This is a genomic window from Nocardia sp. NPDC059240 (genome assembly GCF_042753865.1).
GTDB lineage: Bacteria > Actinomycetota > Actinomycetes > Mycobacteriales > Mycobacteriaceae > Nocardia.
On the sequence record NZ_JBHZAC010000015.1, the window covers coordinates 1 to 17,443 of the forward strand.

The window sequence follows — 17,443 nt, forward strand, 5'->3', positions numbered from 1 at the left end:
CTACCTTTACACCCCCCCCGGCGCCCATCTGCGCTGGGGGGGTGCTTTTGGGGCTCTATGTAAACCCGCGGGGGGGGCCGGCGGCGGGGGCCCCGCCCCCCCGCCCTTTCGTGGTGAGACCTGTTGTACTACCGCGAATTACGCGGGAACTTCGCTGCGGTCACCGCTCCACAGCGTGTGGTACTTGCCCTCGGCGTCGATGCGCTCGTAGGTGTGCGCGCCGAAGAAGTCGCGCTGGCCCTGGGTCAGGGCGGCCGGGAGGCGGTCGGCGCGCAGGCCGTCGTAGTAGGACAGCGAGGAGGCGAAGGCCGGGACCGGGATGCCGAGCTGGGTGGCCACCACGACCACGCGACGCCAGCTGTCGATGGCGGTCTCGATGGCCTCGCGGAAGTACGGGGCGAGGATCAGCGACGGCAGCGCCGGATCCGCCTCGTAGGCGTCCTTGATGCGGTTGAGGAAGCGGGCGCGGATGATGCAGCCGCCGCGCCAGATGGTGGCCAGGTCGCCGGGGTGCAGATCCCAGTTGTATTCGGCGGAGCCGGCCGCGATCTGGTCGAAGCCCTGCGCGTAGGCGACGATCTTGGAGGCGTAGAGCGCCTGGCGGATGGCCTCGGTGAATTCCGCGACATCCGTGGGCTTTTCGCCGAGCACGCCGGAGGCGAGGCCCTTGGCGGCGGCACGCTGGGTGCGCGAGCCGGACAGCGCGCGGGCGAAGACGGCCTCGGCGATACCGGTCACGGGGATACCGAGATCCAGCGCGGACTTGACCGTCCAGCGGCCGGTACCCTTCTGCTCGGCGGCGTCCACGATCACATCGACCAGCGGCTTGCCGGTCTTGGCGTCGACCTGGTTGAGCACCTCGGCGGTGATCTCGACCAGGTAGCTCTCCAGCTCACCGGAGTTCCACTGGGTGAACACGTCCGCGATCTGCTTGGCGTCGAAACCCAGCGCGTCCCGGAACAGGTTGTACGCCTCGCCGATGAGCTGCATATCGGCGTACTCGATGCCGTTGTGCACCATCTTCACGAAGTGACCGGACCCGTCGGGGCCGATGTGGGTACAGCACGGGGTGCCGTCGACCTGCGCCGCAATGGATTCCAGCATGGGACCCAGCGACTCGTAGGACTCCTTCGGACCACCCGGCATGATGGCGGGCCCGTTGAGCGCGCCCTCTTCGCCGCCGGAGATGCCCGCGCCCACGAAGTTCAGCCCGCGCGCGGCCATCGCGGCCTCGCGGCGGATGGTGTCGGTGTAGAGGGCGTTGCCGCCGTCGATGATGATGTCGCCGGGCTCCATGGCCGCGGCCAGCTCCTCGATCACGGCGTCGGTGGCGTCACCGGCCTTGACCATGATCAGCACGCGGCGCGGCTTCTCCAGCGCGGCCACGAACTCCTCGACGGTCTCGGTGCGCACGAAGTCACCGTCGCCGCCGTGCGCCTCGAGCAGCGCGTCCGTCTTGCCGATGCTGCGGTTGTGCAGGGCCACGGTGTATCCGTGCCGTGCGAAGTTGCGGGCGATGTTGCTACCCATGACCGCCAGGCCGGTCACGCCGATCTGGGCACGCGCTTCCGAGGTCGCCATGAAACAGCCTCTCCGTTCGTCAGATGTGTTTCCGCACGAATTCTCCTCGGCGGCGGCATCCCGGATCGCGTCCACGACGCCATGTCCTTTTCTACCCGGTCGGCCTCCGACACACCGAAGGGCCCCGGGCGGCAGCCCGCATTCAACCGGTACGGCAGCCCGGATTCAGCCCGCCCGGCGCTCGGCGACGCTCACGATCGCCGCCTCGGGTTCTCGCCGCGACGTCCAGCCCAGCCGCTCGGCCAGCAGCCGCGCACAACAGCGAATGGCGCGCACGGCCTCGGTCTCACCGTTCGCGCGCCACAGCAGCGACCACGGATAGTGGGCGGGCTCGGCGAGCGGCAGCCAGCGCAGCCCCGGCAGCGGCGCGCACGACCGGGGCACGCACGCGACCGCGTGGCCGTCACGGACCAGCCGGCCCGCGCCCAGCACACTGTGCACGGTGCCCGGATACTCCCGGGCCACGAATCCCGCCGTGCGGCACAGCTCCCGGACGTACTCGTTGAACTCCGGGGCGCGCGATTCGTCGGCGAAAACCTGTGTTTCCCCGGCCAGTTCGGTGAGCGGCACCGTATGCCGTTGCGCCCAGGGGTGTTCCGCGCCGACCAGCACACCCAGCCGGTCGAGCCGGATCACCTCCGAGGCCACCCCCGCCGGCAGTTGCGTCGCACGCCCGATACCGACATCGAGGTGTCCCTGAGCCAGCATCCGGCACTGCTCGGGCACCCCGGCCTCGATCTGATGCACCTCGACGAGACGCGGATGGTGATGCCGGACGGCGGCCAGCACCATCGGCATGGTGTCGAAACTGGCGTCGCCGAGCGCAACCCGCGCGATGGCGTCGGTTCCGGTCATGGTGCGGGCCGCGGCCGCGGCCCGATCGACATGGCTGAGGATCAGCCGCGCCTCGGCCAGCAGCAGGACGCCCGCCGCGGTGAGCCGCACATGATGGGTGCTGCGCTCCACCAGCGGGACCCGCAGTTCCCGTTCCAGCCGCTGGATCTGCTGGCTCAACGCCGATTGCACGATGTGCTCGCGGGCCGCTGCACGCCCGAAATGCAGTTCCTCGGCCAGCGTCACGAAATACCGCAGTTGCCGTAATTCCACGGCCTTGCCCCCTTGCGCCGTTCGACACCGGTCCCCGCACCCGGTTGCCGTCGGCGGTATCGCCATTCACCTTCGCATCCAATATCGCGCAATCGGGGGGCCGGGGTAACGAGTGGCCCGCTACCCGAATTTCGGGGACATCCGGTGATCGGTTCGAGTGAATACGTTTTCTGATTTCGCCGGTTTCCGATGCCCGCGCCCCCGGTTGCACTGGAAGGCATGAACACTCTCAACACCAAGAAGACCACCCAGCTCGGCTGGCTTCCGGACCTGCCGGACCAGCGCGACCACCTGTACGCCGCACCGGCCGCGGTGATCGCCGAACTACCCCCGTGCGTGGATCTGACCTCGCAGTTCGCTTCCGTTTACGACCAGGGCGAGCTCGGCTCCTGCACCGGCAACGGCATTGCCGGGGCGCTGCAATTCGATGCCATGAAACAGGGACTGCCCGACGAATCCATCCCTTCCCGGCTTTTCATCTACTACAACGAACGCGTCATGGAGGGCACCGTCACTCAGGACTCGGGCGCGATGATCCGGGACGGCATCAAGAGCGTGGCCAAGGTGGGCGCCTGCCCGGAAACCGAATGGCCTTATGACATTTCGGCCTTCGCCACCCAACCGCCGCCCAAATGTTATGCCGACGCCGCCGCACATCGAGCCATCGCGTATTCCCGGGTGACCCGCACACTGTCGCAGCTGCGCGGCTGTCTGGCCGACGGGTATCCGTTCGTGTTCGGGTTCACCGCCTACCAGAGCATCTTCGATCCGGACGTGAAGACCACCGGGGCCATCCCGCTGCCCGGGGCCAAAGACCCGGTGGTGGGCGGACATTGCGTGGTCGCGGTCGGCTACGACGACGGCCGCTCGGTGTTCCGCATCCGCAATTCCTGGGGCACGGGCTGGGGACTCGACGGCTACGGGAGCATGCCCTACGCCTACCTGCTCTCGGGCAACGCCTCCGACTTCTGGACCGTTCGCACCGTCGCGGGCTGATCGAAAACGCCTGGCCGCCAGGGTGGCCACACCGATACAGTGCGGGGCATGACGCGTTTGAATCAGATTGTCGCCGTTGAGAAAGGGATCAAGTCCCGTACTTTCTCCGACCTCACCGAGGCCCATCACAAGCTGGCCAAGAATCCGCTGCTGAGCGGAATCTCGCGCACCTACCGTCCCAAGGACGAGGAGGGCGAGCAGCTGCCGCCCGAGTCGACGCGCGTGCAGGTGAAGGCCGATGAGGTGCTGGCCACCACGGCGGACATTCTGACCAAACTGTTCGATGTGGTGGCGACCAAGGATTGGGCGAACACCACCGCGACGGCCGATGTGGTGGTGGACGGGCGCACCCTGGTGGCGGACGCGCCCATCACCTATCTGCTGTTCCTCGAGAAGCAGTTGACGGATCTGCACACCTTCGTGCGCAAACTGCCGGTGCTGGACGCCTCGGAGTCGTGGGACTACGACGCGGCCGCCGACTGCTACGCCACCGAGCCGGTACAGACGGTGCGCACCAAGAAGATTCCGCGCAACCACGTGAAAGCCGAAGCGACGGAGAAGCATCCGGCGCAGGTCGAGGTGTATCACGAGGATGTGGTGGTCGGGTACTGGCGGACCATCAAGTTCTCCGGCGCGCTGCCCGCCAAGCGCGTCCACGAGCTCACCGAGCGCGTCGAAAAGCTGCAGCAGGCAGTGAAGTTCGCGCGCGAGGAAGCCAACAATGCCGAGATCACCCAGCGCAAGCTGGGGGCGGACGTCTTCGGGTACCTGTTCGGCTGACGCCGTTATCGCGGGCCGGCCACCTTTTCTAGGTGTCCGGCCAGCACGGCCGGATGCGTGAGCTGCGGATAGTGGCCCGCACCCGGCACTTCGGTCACCGGATGATCGACGGGCACGACCAACGGGTCGGCCGAGCCCACGATGATCTCGACCGGGACGCTCACCCGGTCCAGGAGCTCGCGGTTGTGCCCACGCTCGGCGTGCACGGTGCGCAGCGCCGCGACGACCCGCCGCGCGACTCCGGGGCGGCGCAGATCCGCTGCGGCGCTGTCGATCTCGGGACCGGGCTCGAGCCCGAGGGTCTCGGCGAGCCGTGCGGCGGACATGCGGCGCAACATCCAGGCCGCCAGTGGCGAGCGCGTGAGCGCCGAGCCGGGGGCCTGCAGGAACGCCGGTGCGATCAGCACCAGTCCGCCGATGCGGTCCGGATGCTCGATCGCGTAGCGCAGCGCGGGCGCGCACGCCAGCGAGTGTGCGACGAGCACCGGCCGGGTCCGGACCTCGCTCAGCAGGTCGGCCAGCCACGCCTCCAGCGGCCGGTCGGAGGCTTCCGATCGGCCGAGCCCCGGCAGGTCGGGCGCCAGCACCGAACCGTCCAGCCGCGCCGCGAGCGGAGCCCACAGCTCGGCGTTCATCGGAAGACCGTGCAGCAGAACGTGATCGGGAGTGTGCCGGTCACCCGCGATCCAGGTTCGGCTGCCCGCCACGGTCCGGAAACCGTAGGGGCGCAGCCACGGTGCGGCCGCGCCGAATCGTTCCGCGATGAGATCGTCGGCCCACGTGCGCAACGCGTCGTCGGCAGCGGGCATCTCCAGATTCGCGGCGGCGGCGAAGGATCGGGCCGAAGCCGTCGGATAGCGGTCGGTCGAGAGGAACGAGAGCGTCTCGGGATCGGCCCCGGTGAGTTTGCGCGGCAGGCGGCGCAGCAGGCCGACCGGGACACTGCGGCTCGGCGCCCGCACTCCCAGGTGGTCGGCGACCGTGCGAATCAACTCCGGCAGCCGCGGAGTGTTGTCGTCGAGCACCCAATAGTGCTCGCCCGCAGGAGATTCGGGAATGCGGGCCAGGAAACGCACGAAGTAGTCGATGCCGACGATCGGCACGAACACCTCGGGACCGCCCGGGACCGCGGGCAGCTTCCCGTCCCACAGATCCCGGACCAGCCCGGCCAGGCCGATGTGCTGTCCCGGACCGATCACGGTGCTCGGGTTGGCGATGGTCAGCGGTACATCGCGCTCGCGGGCCAGCTTCCGGACCGCGAGATCGCCCTCGAACTTCGACGCCTCGTACGCCCCCAGCCCGGCATAGTCGGGCTCGCCACTGGGCGCGCTCACCCGGTATCCGCTCACATGCACCAGCCGCCGCAGGGCGGGCAGGGTCGCGGCCCATTCGAGAACGTTGATCGCTCCGATCACATTGGTGGCCCGCGCTTCTCGCTCCCCGAGTCCGAACGCGTACCGGGCCGCGGCGTTGTAGACGTCGCGCGCCTCGGGCAGTCCGGTGAGCGGTTCCGTGATGTCAGCGGTGACGACGGTCAAACCCTCGATGTCGGTCCCCCGGGCGACGAGCCACGGGGTGAGGGTGTCGTTGCGCACCACCGCCGCCACCCGCTGCCCCTCGCCGAGTAGTTCGCCGACCAGCGATCGGCCGATGAATCCGGTTGCGCCGAAGACGATTGCGTCCATACCCACTCCACTAATAGATCGGTCTACATATTTTCTGGTCAAAAAGAGAGCCGACTTCCCGTCGGCCCAATCTCAGCCCGGATCGAAATCAGTTCAGCCAGACCGCGATCTGCCTGGCCACCCGGTCCAGCGGCTCCCGGCTGCGATGTGCCCGGGCCAGAATCAGTGCGCCCTCGATGAGCGCGAGAATCGTGGTCGCCAGGTCATCGCCGCCGGGCTGCCCCGACAGCCGCGCGCGCAGAATGTCCTCCCACGAGGCATAGACCTCCGCGCACACCTGCTGGATCGAGTCGTTGGAGGCGGCCGTCTCGAGCGCCACGGTGGCGACCGGACAGCCCTTGCGCCACTCCGACTCCTCGAGCCGCTCGCCCAGCTGCCGCAGCACCAGGTCGACGACGTCGGCCACCGGCAACTCGGAACCGGCCAGCGCCCCAAGCGAATCACCGATCGCCGCACCCGCCCGGCGCACGGACTCCCCGACCAGCTGATCCTTCCCGCCAGGGAAATGGAAGTACAGCGACCCCCGGGGCGCACCGCTGAGCGCGATCACCTGGTTGAGCCCGGTGCCGAAATACCCCGCGGCCTCGACCGACTCCTGCGTCGCGTCCAGCAGCCGGTCTCGGGTCTCGGCGCCCTTCTGTCCCATGCCCAAGAAAGTAGACCGATCTACATATTCCGTCAACCCCAGGCTGCGCACGGACCACGTCATTATTGGCTTGGCCGCCGACCGCGCCGCCGTCTAGAGTCTCCAATGCGCAAGGAGCGCAAGCTGAAACCGAAGTTCAATGTGATCGGCTCAGCGGCCCAGTGGGGGTTCGAATCCCTCTCCCGCCATCCCTGGCGGGATAGCCCAACGGTAGAGGCACCGCGGCTGACTCAAACTCACATTATCGCTCCAGCTTCAGCATTCGCCGCCGAACGCCGAATCGAAGGAACGGGTTGTCAGCGTGAAGGTTGCGGGTTCAACTCCCGCCGGCTCAGCCATCAATGGGCCGTAGCTCAATCGTAGAGCGTCACGTTAACTTGAAACTCAGCTCGTTCTTAAACGTGTCGGCGTGCTGCAATTGGGCGGCCACCGAGGCCCCGGGGCAGGCTACGCCCCGGGGCTTCCCCAATCCCCTTGCCCCGCAACGGCACCACACGATCCGAGCCCCAGCGCCGACCCGACCGGCGACCGGTCTTCGCCACCGTGACCGCCACACATGACCGGCTCCGCCGCACACGATGACCGTCCCCCATCCCACCCGAAACCGGCTGGGGTCCTGGGCCTCCCACTGCGCTATCGCGCGGGCGGCAAGCGGAAGCCGACCTCGGTGCCGCCGCCGGGGCGATCGGCCGTGTAGACGGTGCCGCCGTGCGCGGTGATGATGTCGTGCACGATAGCCAGGCCGAGACCCGAACCGGGGGTGGCGCGGGTGCGGTCGGCCCGATAGAAGCGGTCGAACACCGCGGTCCGGTCGGCCGTATCGATGCCGGGGCCATGGTCCAGGACCGCCAATTCCGTTCCGCGAATGCGAATCTCGACCTCGGTGTCGGCTGGGCTGAACTTGAGCGCGTTGTCCAGCAGGTTGTCCACGCAGCGGGCCAGTCCGCGTGGGCGCACCACGACATCGGCGGGCGGGGTATCGCCTTCGTCACGGCCAGTGGAGATTTCGTTGTGCACGCTGATTGCGCGGCCGGTGCGGCGGCGAAAGCGCTGGGCGCAGTCTTCCGCGAGATCGGGCAGCGCCACCCGGGCCGACGCTTCGTCGGCATGCTGGTCGGTCGCCAACTCGACGAGTTCACCCACGAGGGCGTCGAGGGCCTTGGCCTCCTGCACGAGAGTGGTCAGCACCTGCTCCTCGTCCGCTGCTTCGAGGCGGCCCTTGGCGCGTTGGAGGAGTTCGGCGCTGCCGCGGACCGAGGTGAGCGGGGTGCGTAGTTCGTGGCCCGCGTCCTGGACCAGGCGGTGTTGCTGGGCTCGGGACAGTCGTAGGGCGGCGAGCATGGCATTGAAATCGCGGGTGAGGTCGCCGATTTCGTCGCGGCCCGCTTCGGGCAGGACGGTGGACAGCTCGCGGGTGGTGGTGATCCGCTGGGTTGCCTGGGCGAGGCGGCGCATGGGGCGCAGGATGCGGCCGATCGCCAGCCACGCCGTCAGCGCGACCAACAGCACCGCGACGGCGGTGATCGAGGCGGTGCGCCAGATGAATTCGCGATCGACCCGCTCGACCTCGGCGTAATCCTGGCCGACCATGACCGCGCCGCCACCGGGCCGCGCCTTGGTCAGGACGCCGTAGGACCTATCGCCGACCATGATCTCGGTCTCGACGCTGCCGCTCCCGGCGCGGGCGACGGCCAGATCGGATGCGCTGACCGGCAAGGGATCTCGCCCCGTGGTCAGCGGTCGTACGGTCCCGTCCGCGAGCAACAGCTGCTCGGTCATGTCGGAGCGCACGGGCAGCATCGCTCCGACCGGTACCGCGCCACCCGGCATGATCGGCCCCGCCCCTCCACCCGACACGCTCTGGGCGTCCGCGGCTCGCAATACGGCAATGACCGTGTCGGCCCGATCGCCCAGGCTGCGATCGACTTGCGCTGCCACCAGCGGGGATACGCTCCGATACGCCGTCACCAACGCGACCACGATGGCGACGACGGTCGCGGTGAACACCACCAGGGTGAGCCGGGTGCGCATCACACCGCCTTCACGGTGAAGCCGACATTGCGGACGGTCTGGATGAGTCGGGGCGCGCCGCCCTCCTCGGTCTTGCGCCGCAGGTACCCGATGTACACATCCAGCGAGCGGGATTCAGTGTCGAAGTCGAAACCCCAGATGTGTTCGTAGATCTGGCCTCTGGTGAGCACCACCGGCGCGTTGCGCAGCAGCAATTCCAGCACGTCGAATTCGGTGCGGGTGAGCTCCAACAGCCGATCCCCACGCCGGACCTCCCGGGTCGCCGGGTTCAGGCTCAGGTCTCCGACCGTCAGCACCGCGGGCTCGGCGGGCGCGCTGCGCCGCAACAGCGCCCGCAGCCGCGCGAGCAGTTCCTCGGTGTCGAACGGCTTGCCGAGGTAGTCGTCGGCCCCGGCGTCGAGCCCGGCGACCCGGTCCCCGGCCTGCCCCCGCGCGGTGAGCACGAGGATCGGCAGCCGATCCCCGCGCCGCCGCAACGTCCGGCACAGCGACAGCCCGTCCAGACGCGGCATGACCACATCCACCACCGCCAAATCCGGCCGATCGAGCTCGAGCAGATCCAGGGCCTCCCGCCCGTCGGCGGCCACGCTGACCCGATACCCCTCGAACCGCAGCAACTGTTCGAGCGTGCTGCGCACATTCGGATCGTCCTCGACCACGAGCACTTTCGCTGATGCCATCGGGTCAGTCTGGTCGGTGGCGGACACTGTCATCTCAGGGCTCCCGTCAGTTCGTGACCGGGGCCACGACGATCGGCGGCAGCGACGCGACGCACTCCGCGCCCGACACCGCACCGGTGCGCACGAAACCGGCGACGACCCCGACGACGCAACCGCTCGGCTCCAGATCCGGCACATGCCCGGTATTGGGCACCGAGATGAAGGTCGCGCGCGGGAACTTCGCGGCCACCAGCTTGCCGTTGGCGTCGGGGGTGATGGCGTCCAGATCACCGGAGAGCACCAGCACGGGGACATCCGGCAGCGGGGTGGTCACCTGGTCAGGGCGCTGATGGCCCGGGATGCCGGGCCAGCGCAGGCACGCGTCGCCGCCGTCGCGCTGTCCAGCGGTGAAGCCTTCGGCGCTGAACGCCCCGAACTGGCCCGCGCTCTCGGCCACCCGCTGCCGGTACTGCTGCTCACGCTGCGGCAGTGCCGCCTCCCGCGACCAGAGCGACGGATAGTCGTTGCAGGCCACCGTGATGTAGAGCCCGATGTTCTCGTAGGCCGGTTCCTCGGTGGTGAGCCGGACGAACTCGCTCAGCCCGCTGTCGTCGCCGCGCACGGACGCATGCAGGGCGGCGGGCAGCAGACCCAGCGGGGTCATGTGTTCCGGAGCCGCACCGACATTGCTGGTGGCCGCCTCGAAGACCAGGCTCGCCAGCTTGGCCTCGGTCAGCAGGACGTCCGACTTGGCGCGCACCGGCAGGGGATGCTCCCGCACCCGGGTGGCCACCGCGCGCAGATCATCGACCGCGGTGGTGCCGTCACAGGCCCGGCTGCGCTCGCAGATCCGTTGCAGCGCAAGCGAGACCGCCGCGGCATTGGGCCGCTGCAACGGGTCGTGATCGGCGGGGTACGCACCGGTCAGCACCATCGACGCGACCCGGTCAGGGTGACGCTGGGCGTAGACCGGCATCAGATAGGTCCCGTAGGAGATGCCGTACGGGATCACCTTGTCGATCCCCAACTGCGCCCGCACCGCGTCGAAGTCGTCCACCGTGGCCGCCGACGTGTATCCGGCCGCCTTGTCCCCCAGCCGATCCGCGCACCGCCCGACCGCGTCCCGCTGCTGTTCGCGGGTGCCCAGCTGGTATTCGTCGGCGCCGACGCCGCAGTCGATCGGGCCCGACAGCCCGGTGCCACGCGGATCGATCAGCAGCACATCGTGATCGGTGAGCAGTCCGGCGGTGACCTGGGCCGCCTCGGCGGCATGCGAGATCATCGGCACGCCCGGCCCGCCCGGGTTGGGCAGGATGGTGCCCGCCGCCGGCGCCCCGCCCGGATGCTTGATCCGCGCATACGCCACGTCCACCGTGCCCAGCTCCGCCCGCCCCTCGACCAGCGGCCGCGGCACGGTCCCGCAGTCCACCGCGTACCCCTCGACGGTGGGACACCACGGCAACGCGCGATCCCGCTCCCCCGCATCACATCCCGTCACCAAACCCGCAGCTATCGCCGCCACCGCGGCCACACCCATCCCGGCCCGAATTCCAGCGCGCATGCCGTCGGCTCCCTCATCCGTGCGCCGCCCGGCACTTCCGGGCGGCTCACAGGAATCGTGCGCGGCCGAGGTCAAACCCGATTCAAACGAATGACAAAGGCGTGTAAGAATCCGCGCCCCGAGAATCCGGACGCTAGTGCCCGGACCCTTCCGGCAACACGAGCGAGCCGTAACCACGCTGCCCGAGCGCCTTATTGGCGGTGCGGGCATAGGTCAGGCCGAGCGCTGACGGGTTCAGATTGAACAGATACGGCTGCTCCAGCCAGTTCGCGGGCGAGTACATCGCCTGCAGCAGTTCGATCGCGTGCCCCTGCACCGAGCCCTGCCTGCCCAGTACCACGTAGCAGCAGGATCCGGCCTTGTAGTCGTAGCCCTTGAACTTCTTCCAGAGGTTCATGGTCGCGCCGATGCTCAACAGCCAGTTCGAGAACTCCTGCGACGGATAGTTCTGCAGGTCGATCCCGAAACCGCTGACCGCGGCCACATATCCGTGCTGGGTGACCTTGTTGAGGTCGGTCATCATGGCGTGATAGATCGCCGGATTGGGTTTCAGCGACTGCTGCCCCAGGTAGGTCTGGTAGTACAGGTGGCACATGATCGGCTCATAGGTGTGCGGATCGTAGAGCGCCAGTTGATATCCGCCCACCGGCGCCACCTGGCCGGGCCCGACGATGTGCGGCGGGGGCGGTTCCACCGGCGGCGACGCCACCGCCACATTGCCATTGGTGATGATGCCCCAGCCGGTGGAGACATTGCCGCCGCCGGGTGCGGTGCCCGGGGTGTAATCGGTGCCGGCGAAGACCAGGATCGCGCCGTTCGTGTACGCCTCCAACGCATCCGACACCGCGGCGGCCTGCTGGCCGTAGAACAGATGCGTCAACGGTTTCAGGGTGTACTCGATGACCGACGGGTTCTTCATGACCGCGTTCGACCACTGGGTGAAGATGCCGACGTGGTTGTCGCCGTAGCTGGGATTGAGGGCGTCGAGGATGGAGTTGTCGCCGCCGGTGGCGCTGACGGTGACCAGCCGGCTGTTGGACCAGCTCTTGCCGAGCGTGTCCCACTGCGTCTTGGATTCGGCCTTGCCCGAGGTGAATACGGCCTTGTATTCGAGGGTGATGTTGGCGCTGACCGACTGCTGGTTGGAGGAGTAACTGGTCTGCACGGCCTCGTAGTAGTCGAGGCTGCCGCCCACGACGACGCGGTCGACCAAATGGGTTCCCCACTTGCGGAACACCGAGAAGAATTGCTCTTGATTCTGCGGCGTGAAGGTATCGGGCAGGTTCTTCACATCCGGATCATTACGGAAAGCCGGAGTCTGTGAGTCCGGCGATCTGTCGCCGAGTAGGAGATCCCATGCGGTGAAGTCGGCTTCATAAATGCCGTAATAGTATGACTGGTCGGTATTTACGGTTTTCTGATAGGCCATGTCGAACTGGCCGCTGAACGCGCCGTAGGAGGCCTTGACCCCCGCCTTCTGCGAGAAATGCGACTGGAACTGTTCGACCGTGTTGTAGACATAGGACGAACCCGTGGTGTGCGTGGACTCGGTGGGCTGGGCGTTCTCCGGTACCTGATAGACGATCCCGGTTGGTGGATATTCCCAGGTCTTGTCCTCGGGACCAAGAGCGATTATCTGAGGCATGAGCGACTTGGCGCTATAGGTTCCCAGAATATTGAATCCGCGCCCGATAGCGGATGCGCCGGGTATCAGCGACATGATGTGATCCTTCCGTTGCCGTCCCCATGGCAATGGTAGGGTTTACGCGGTCGAAACAACTTGCACTCCAAAGGAATTAAGAAACATACCCGCGGTCTCACAATTTCAGCTCCACGTGCGCCGGAAACGGCGCGCGGGGGCTTCGCGTGAAATCTCCTGAGTCAGTTCAATAATCCTGTTTGTCCGGCTCTCGGCGTTTCCTGTCGACCACCCCTCGAACCAACCAGTTCCTTTGGTATGTTCGCGGCGGTGTAGAGAAATCGACCGAACGATCCGAACAAGGGGTGTGGACCTTGTCCTTTCGAACAGTGCGATCCAACGAGTCGGCACGGCGATCCAGCAAACTCGCGGGCCGATCCAGCAAACTCGCGGGCGGCGTCGCCGCGGCGGCCCTGACCGCCGCCGGAATGCTCACGGCCACCGGCGCACCCGCCACGGCCGCCCCCGCCGACTGCCCCGGCCTCAATGTCATCGCCGTCCCCGGCACCTGGGAGACCTCCAAGGACGACCCGAAACAGGGCATGCTCGCCCAGGTCACCCGCGGCCTGCCCGGCAAGGTCCGCACCGACTACGTCAGCTACCCGGCCACCGCCTTCCCGTGGGACGGCGAGGTCTACGGCAAGTCCAAGCACGACGCCGTCAACGCGGCCCGCGGCCTGGTCTCCGCCATGGCGGCCCGCTGCGGCGCAACGAAGTTCGCGCTGATCGGCTACAGCCAGGGCGCGGACGCGGCCGGTGACCTGGCCTCCGAGATCGGCACCGGCATCGGTGTCATCCCGCCCGACCGGGTCGCCGCCGTGGGTCTGGTCTCCGACCCGCGCCGCTCACCCACCGACGCCATCGTCGGCCCGCAAGTCCCCGGCACCGGCGCGGGCGGCGCCCGGGCGGGCGGCTTCGGCTGGCTGAGCTCGAAGGTGCGTACCTTCTGCGCCGCGGGCGATCTCTACTGCTCGGTACCGAACGACGATCTGGCGGGCCGCTCGGCGGGCCTGCTCACCCAGCTCACCGCCCAGGATCCGCTCCAGATCCCCAGCTATGTGCTGACCTTCCAGAACATCCTGGCCGAGGCGCTGATGCCGGGCTGGTCGGCGATCCTGTCCGCCCCGGCCGACGATCCGGCGGGCGAGCAGTGGCTGCGCCAGGTCCAGCAGTTCCTGGCCTCGGGCGTGCACCAGTCCTACCCGCGCTACATCGTCGACGGCAACGGCACCACCGCCACCGGATGGCTGCGCAACTGGCTCTCCGACACCGCCGAAAACTCCTGATCAGCAGGAACTTTCGGCCAGCGCTCGGGCCAGCCAGTGCTGTGCCCCACCCGAGGTGACGGTCCCGGTGATCTCGCCGGTCAGCCGCCAATACCGCTGCACCCGGGGATCGGAATCCACCGCCCCGGACAGCAACCGCCGACGGAAGCCGGGGGTATCGCGCACGCCTCGCCCCGAGGCGTGCGCGGCCACGAACCGATCCAGTTCGGGCCCCGGCCGCGGCGGCTCGTTCGCCAGCAGCAGCCCACCGACGTCCTGACACGCCTCGGCCAGCCCGATGAGCAAGGCCCCCGGATGGCGAATCTCGTCCGGGTCGGTCCGCCACAGTTGGCGTGAGATCACCGCGCCCACCCCGGGATCCGCGATCGTCGCGGCGAGTTCACCGAACGCCAGCACGCGGCCGGTCTCCCAATCGTCCGCCGGATTCGGCACATCCATCTCGGCGAAGGCACCGAACAGAGGTGGCGGCAACGGTTCGAGCATCCGCGCCCAGAACGCCAGCACCGTCCGATACCCGCGCCCCGGATCCTCCACCGCGAGCAACGCCGTCCGGCGTCGCGCCAGGGCAGCCAGCTCGGCGTCGACCGCTCCGCGCTCGGCCGCCACCGCCTCGGTCACCGTCCGCTCCCCCGCCAGCACCTGCGTGATCGCACCGAGTCCCAGCCCGAGCCCGCGCAGCCGCCGCACCACCGCGAGCCGCCGCACCGCCGTGTCCGAATCGAATACCCGATGCCCGACCGAGTTGCGTGCTGTCTCCAGAACGCCTTCGTCGCAATAGAACCGGATGGTGCGCACCGATATCCCGGTCCGCCGCGCGAGTTCGCCGATCCCGATCGACCCCTGTCGTGTGCCCTGGCTCACAGTCACTTGCACCTCCACCCGACTGGAGTTCCTACGGTACGGGAACACCCATCACCCCGGAGGTCCCGATGCCCACCACCGAACCCCTGACACCGCAACAGATCTGGCACGCCGTCGACACCGAACGCGCCAGCCTGCACGAGTTGCTGTCCACGCTCACCGAAGCCGAGTGGAATCATCGATCCCTGTGCGAGAGTTGGCGAGTCCGCGAGGTGGTCGCCCACATCATCCTCTCGAGCAACCCATCGCTGCCCACGATCCTCGTCGGCCTGCTGCGCGCCCGCGGCGACCTGCACACCATGATCCGCGACACCGCCATCCGGCATGCCGCGAAAACACCCACCGCGCAACTCCTCTCGCAATTGCGCGCCACCGTCGGCCTGCGGGTCACCGCCCTCGGCACCACCCCCACCGACCGTCTGATGGACCTGCTGGTGCACGGCCAGGACATCGCCATCCCCCTCGGCCTGCCCCGCGAGATGCCCGCCGCCGCGACCCGAGCGGCCCTCGACCGGGTCTGGAAGGACGGCGACTGGCGCACCCGGGAAGCCCCGCTCCCGGAGTTGTTGCTGCAGGCCACCGGCCGTCGTACCTCGTGAGTTTCCCGTTGGTCGCCCATTAGTGGGCGAGCGCATTCTCGGTGCAATCGATCAGCACCGAGATGAAGGACCACCACCGATGATCGCCAACCACGTTCGTACCGCCGCCCGCGCCGCGCTCGCAGCGGCCGTCGTCGGTACCGCCAGTTTCGGATTCCTGTCGAGCATGGGCGTCGCCAATGCGGGCGGCGACTACGGCCCGGACACCTGTCAGGAAGGCTATGTGTGGCGCGAAGCCAATGCGGCCGACCATGTTTGCGTGACCCCGGCCAATCGCGATCAGGCCAAGGCCGATAACGCCGCCGCCGGGTCCCGTCGGGCGGGCGGCGGGGCGTACGGGCCCGACACCTGCGTCAACGGGTTCGTCTGGCGTGAGGCCTACACCGGCGACGTCGTCTGCGTCACCACCGCGGTGCGCCAGCAGGCCAAGGACGACAATGCCGCAGCAGCAGCACGCAAGGCGTCGCTCAACATCTGGCTGACCACCTACACCTCGGGCAACAAGTGCACCGGCGACGTCTGCACGGTCGTCTCCGACGCGGGCAGCGAATTCAAGATCAATGGCGATCACTTCAACAACGGCACCATCACCCTGATCGTCAACCGCGACAACGGAACCCGCCTCGCCACCTACACGGTCACCGCAGCCCAGCACAACGGCTACCCCGGTGCCTCGTTCGGCTACGAGACCAACATGTGGGACCCGACCAGCGGCTTCCACGCGGCCTGCAAGGGCGGCAACGACGCCTACATCCAGGCCTACGACCCGAACTCGCAGCGCTGGTCGGACAAGCTCTACTTCAAGCACGACTGCAACGCGTAGGCAGGGTGGGGGCGTTTGTCCCTTAGCGCACTCGATCTCGGTGACTAGCGTCGGTTCGGTCAGTCAGTCCGTGGCGATGTAGGTGATCCGAGGAGTCGCAATGTCCGCATCCACGAAGGCCTTGAACCCGAACCAGCAGGTGGCGTTCGCGATGGTCAATGTCGTCACCTTCCTGGTCGGGCTGGGCCTGCTGGCCGTGCTCGATCCGCGCGATCAGCGCTTCCTGCTGACGGCCCTGGCGGCCGCGACGATCCTGGCGGTCGCCAATCTGCTGAAGTGGCGGATCAAGGCCACCGCCGCCGATCACCTGCGGTATCCGGCGGGCAAGCTGGCCGACCAGTAGGTCCCTCGAGGATTCGGCAGGCCGGAAGAAAATCAGGAACACGTTCATTTAAAAACAGCCTCACCGGAACCCGTCTCGGGGTACGTTCCTGGCCGTGTCCGTCACCGGACCGGAAGGAATCGAAAGACTGTGTTCATCATCCCCGCGATCGGCGTGGTCCTGGTGGTCGCCGGCCTGGTCCTGCGCTCACGCTCGAAGGCGACGCCCGCCAATGCCTCGGCCCCGGCCCGGCTCCCCAGCAACAGCGGCACCTTCGTCGCCATCGCGGGTGTCGTGGTCCTGGCCCTCGGCCTGCTCGCCACCATCACGCACGCCACCACCACGGCCACCCACGATCCCGAACTGGCTGTCGGCAATTGCGTGACGTCGAGCGAGTACCGCAGCGCCCAGATCGGCAAGATCCATCCCGCCGACTGCGCCGATCACGCCGCCGTCTACGAACTGGCCGCCGCGGTCACCAACGGCGCGACCTGCCCGGACGGGAAGCTCAAGGACGCGGCCTATTTCGTGCTGACCGACGGCAATCACTCGCTGTGCTTCGCCCCCAACGTGAAGGTCGGTGACTGCTTCAGCATGCAGGCCGACGTCAACCAGATCACCCCGGTCGACTGCGCCACCAAGAACGGCGCGGGCGTCACCGCGCAGGTCGGCGCGCGCTTCGACGGCAGCACCGACACCGCTCAGTGCGCCATGCCCGCAGGGGCGACGGTCACCCCGAAGCCGGCCCGCGTGGTGTGCTGGCAGCCGGTCGGCGCATCCAGCTAGAACAAACGATCGGGCCCCGGC

The 17,443-nt window shown here is 68.0% G+C and carries 16 protein-coding genes; 7 read left to right on the forward strand and 9 right to left on the reverse strand.

Annotated elements, in window-relative coordinates; genetic code table 11:
• Nucleotides 1-138 precede the first annotated feature (138 nt).
• Both gndA and ACFXHA_RS38950 read right to left on the reverse strand, forming a co-directional pair.
• Entirely contained in the window at nucleotides 139-1,581 is a 1,443-nt protein-coding gene (gene gndA / locus ACFXHA_RS38945) for an NADP-dependent phosphogluconate dehydrogenase (RefSeq protein ID WP_379365327.1), read from the reverse strand.
• 165 nt (nucleotides 1,582-1,746) lie between these two features.
• The gene (locus ACFXHA_RS38950) at nucleotides 1,747-2,688 is read right to left on the reverse strand and encodes a LysR family transcriptional regulator (RefSeq protein ID WP_379365329.1); all 942 of its coding nucleotides are present in this window, start codon (nucleotides 2,686-2,688) and stop codon (nucleotides 1,747-1,749) included.
• Between the two features lie 219 nt (nucleotides 2,689-2,907).
• Here ACFXHA_RS38950 and ACFXHA_RS38955 point away from each other — a divergent pair, with 219 nt between their 5' ends.
• Together ACFXHA_RS38955 and ACFXHA_RS38960 are read left to right on the forward strand one after the other, a co-directional pair.
• Nucleotides 2,908-3,684 (forward strand): C1 family peptidase, encoded by a 777-nt coding sequence (locus tag ACFXHA_RS38955; RefSeq protein ID WP_379365331.1) that lies wholly within the window; start codon nucleotides 2,908-2,910, stop codon nucleotides 3,682-3,684.
• A gap of 48 nt (nucleotides 3,685-3,732) precedes the next feature.
• A complete protein-coding gene (locus tag ACFXHA_RS38960) occupies nucleotides 3,733-4,464 on the forward strand; it encodes a hypothetical protein (RefSeq protein ID WP_379365332.1) in 732 nt (243 codons plus the stop codon).
• Nucleotides 4,465-4,469: 5 nt separating this feature from the next.
• Here ACFXHA_RS38960 and ACFXHA_RS38965 read toward each other — a convergent pair whose 3' ends face one another.
• From ACFXHA_RS38965 to ACFXHA_RS38990, 6 genes are all read right to left on the reverse strand, one after another.
• Nucleotides 4,470-6,149, reverse strand: a complete 1,680-nt coding sequence (locus tag ACFXHA_RS38965; RefSeq protein ID WP_379365334.1) for an alpha/beta fold hydrolase — start codon at nucleotides 6,147-6,149, stop codon at nucleotides 4,470-4,472.
• Nucleotides 6,150-6,237: 88 nt separating this feature from the next.
• Nucleotides 6,238-6,795, reverse strand: a complete 558-nt coding sequence (locus tag ACFXHA_RS38970; protein WP_379365336.1) for a TetR/AcrR family transcriptional regulator — start codon at nucleotides 6,793-6,795, stop codon at nucleotides 6,238-6,240.
• 633 nt (nucleotides 6,796-7,428) lie between these two features.
• Nucleotides 7,429-8,826 carry an ATP-binding protein gene (locus ACFXHA_RS38975; RefSeq protein WP_379365338.1) on the reverse strand — a complete coding sequence of 466 codons (1,398 nt, stop codon included), beginning with the start codon at nucleotides 8,824-8,826 and terminating at the stop codon, nucleotides 7,429-7,431.
• Nucleotides 8,826-9,506 (reverse strand): response regulator transcription factor, encoded by a 681-nt coding sequence (locus ACFXHA_RS38980; RefSeq protein WP_379365340.1) that lies wholly within the window; start codon nucleotides 9,504-9,506, stop codon nucleotides 8,826-8,828. The genes ACFXHA_RS38975 and ACFXHA_RS38980 overlap by 1 nt, the downstream gene beginning before the upstream one ends.
• A 46-nt stretch (nucleotides 9,507-9,552) precedes the next feature.
• Nucleotides 9,553-11,046: an alpha/beta fold hydrolase gene (locus tag ACFXHA_RS38985; RefSeq protein ID WP_379365342.1), complete on the reverse strand. Its 1,494-nt coding sequence runs from the start codon at nucleotides 11,044-11,046 to the stop codon at nucleotides 9,553-9,555.
• Nucleotides 11,047-11,179: 133 nt separating this feature from the next.
• Nucleotides 11,180-12,766 (reverse strand): MAC/perforin domain-containing protein, encoded by a 1,587-nt coding sequence (locus ACFXHA_RS38990; protein ID WP_379365344.1) that lies wholly within the window; start codon nucleotides 12,764-12,766, stop codon nucleotides 11,180-11,182.
• 308 nt (nucleotides 12,767-13,074) lie between these two features.
• Between ACFXHA_RS38990 and ACFXHA_RS38995 the strand changes: the two genes are divergently transcribed.
• Nucleotides 13,075-14,031, forward strand: a complete 957-nt coding sequence (locus ACFXHA_RS38995; protein WP_379365346.1) for a cutinase family protein — start codon at nucleotides 13,075-13,077, stop codon at nucleotides 14,029-14,031.
• Here the strand turns inward: ACFXHA_RS38995 and ACFXHA_RS39000 are convergent, their stop codons facing one another.
• Entirely contained in the window at nucleotides 14,032-14,898 is an 867-nt protein-coding gene (locus ACFXHA_RS39000) for a MerR family transcriptional regulator (protein WP_379365348.1), read from the reverse strand.
• A gap of 62 nt (nucleotides 14,899-14,960) precedes the next feature.
• On the opposite strand from ACFXHA_RS39000, the gene ACFXHA_RS39005 reads away from it, so the two are divergent.
• The 4 genes from ACFXHA_RS39005 (at nucleotide 14,961) to ACFXHA_RS39020 (ending at nucleotide 17,422) form a co-directional block, all read left to right on the forward strand.
• Nucleotides 14,961-15,491, forward strand: a complete 531-nt coding sequence (locus ACFXHA_RS39005; RefSeq protein WP_379365350.1) for a maleylpyruvate isomerase family mycothiol-dependent enzyme — start codon at nucleotides 14,961-14,963, stop codon at nucleotides 15,489-15,491.
• Between the two features lie 79 nt (nucleotides 15,492-15,570).
• Nucleotides 15,571-16,314, forward strand: a complete 744-nt coding sequence (locus ACFXHA_RS39010; protein WP_379365351.1) for a hypothetical protein — start codon at nucleotides 15,571-15,573, stop codon at nucleotides 16,312-16,314.
• Between the two features lie 100 nt (nucleotides 16,315-16,414).
• On the forward strand, nucleotides 16,415-16,657 hold the full coding sequence (locus ACFXHA_RS39015) for a hypothetical protein (protein ID WP_379365353.1): 243 nt from the start codon (nucleotides 16,415-16,417) through the stop codon (nucleotides 16,655-16,657).
• A 129-nt stretch (nucleotides 16,658-16,786) separates the two neighbouring features.
• Nucleotides 16,787-17,422, forward strand: a complete 636-nt coding sequence (locus ACFXHA_RS39020) for a hypothetical protein (protein ID WP_379365355.1) — start codon at nucleotides 16,787-16,789, stop codon at nucleotides 17,420-17,422.
• Nucleotides 17,423-17,443: the final 21 nt, after the last annotated feature.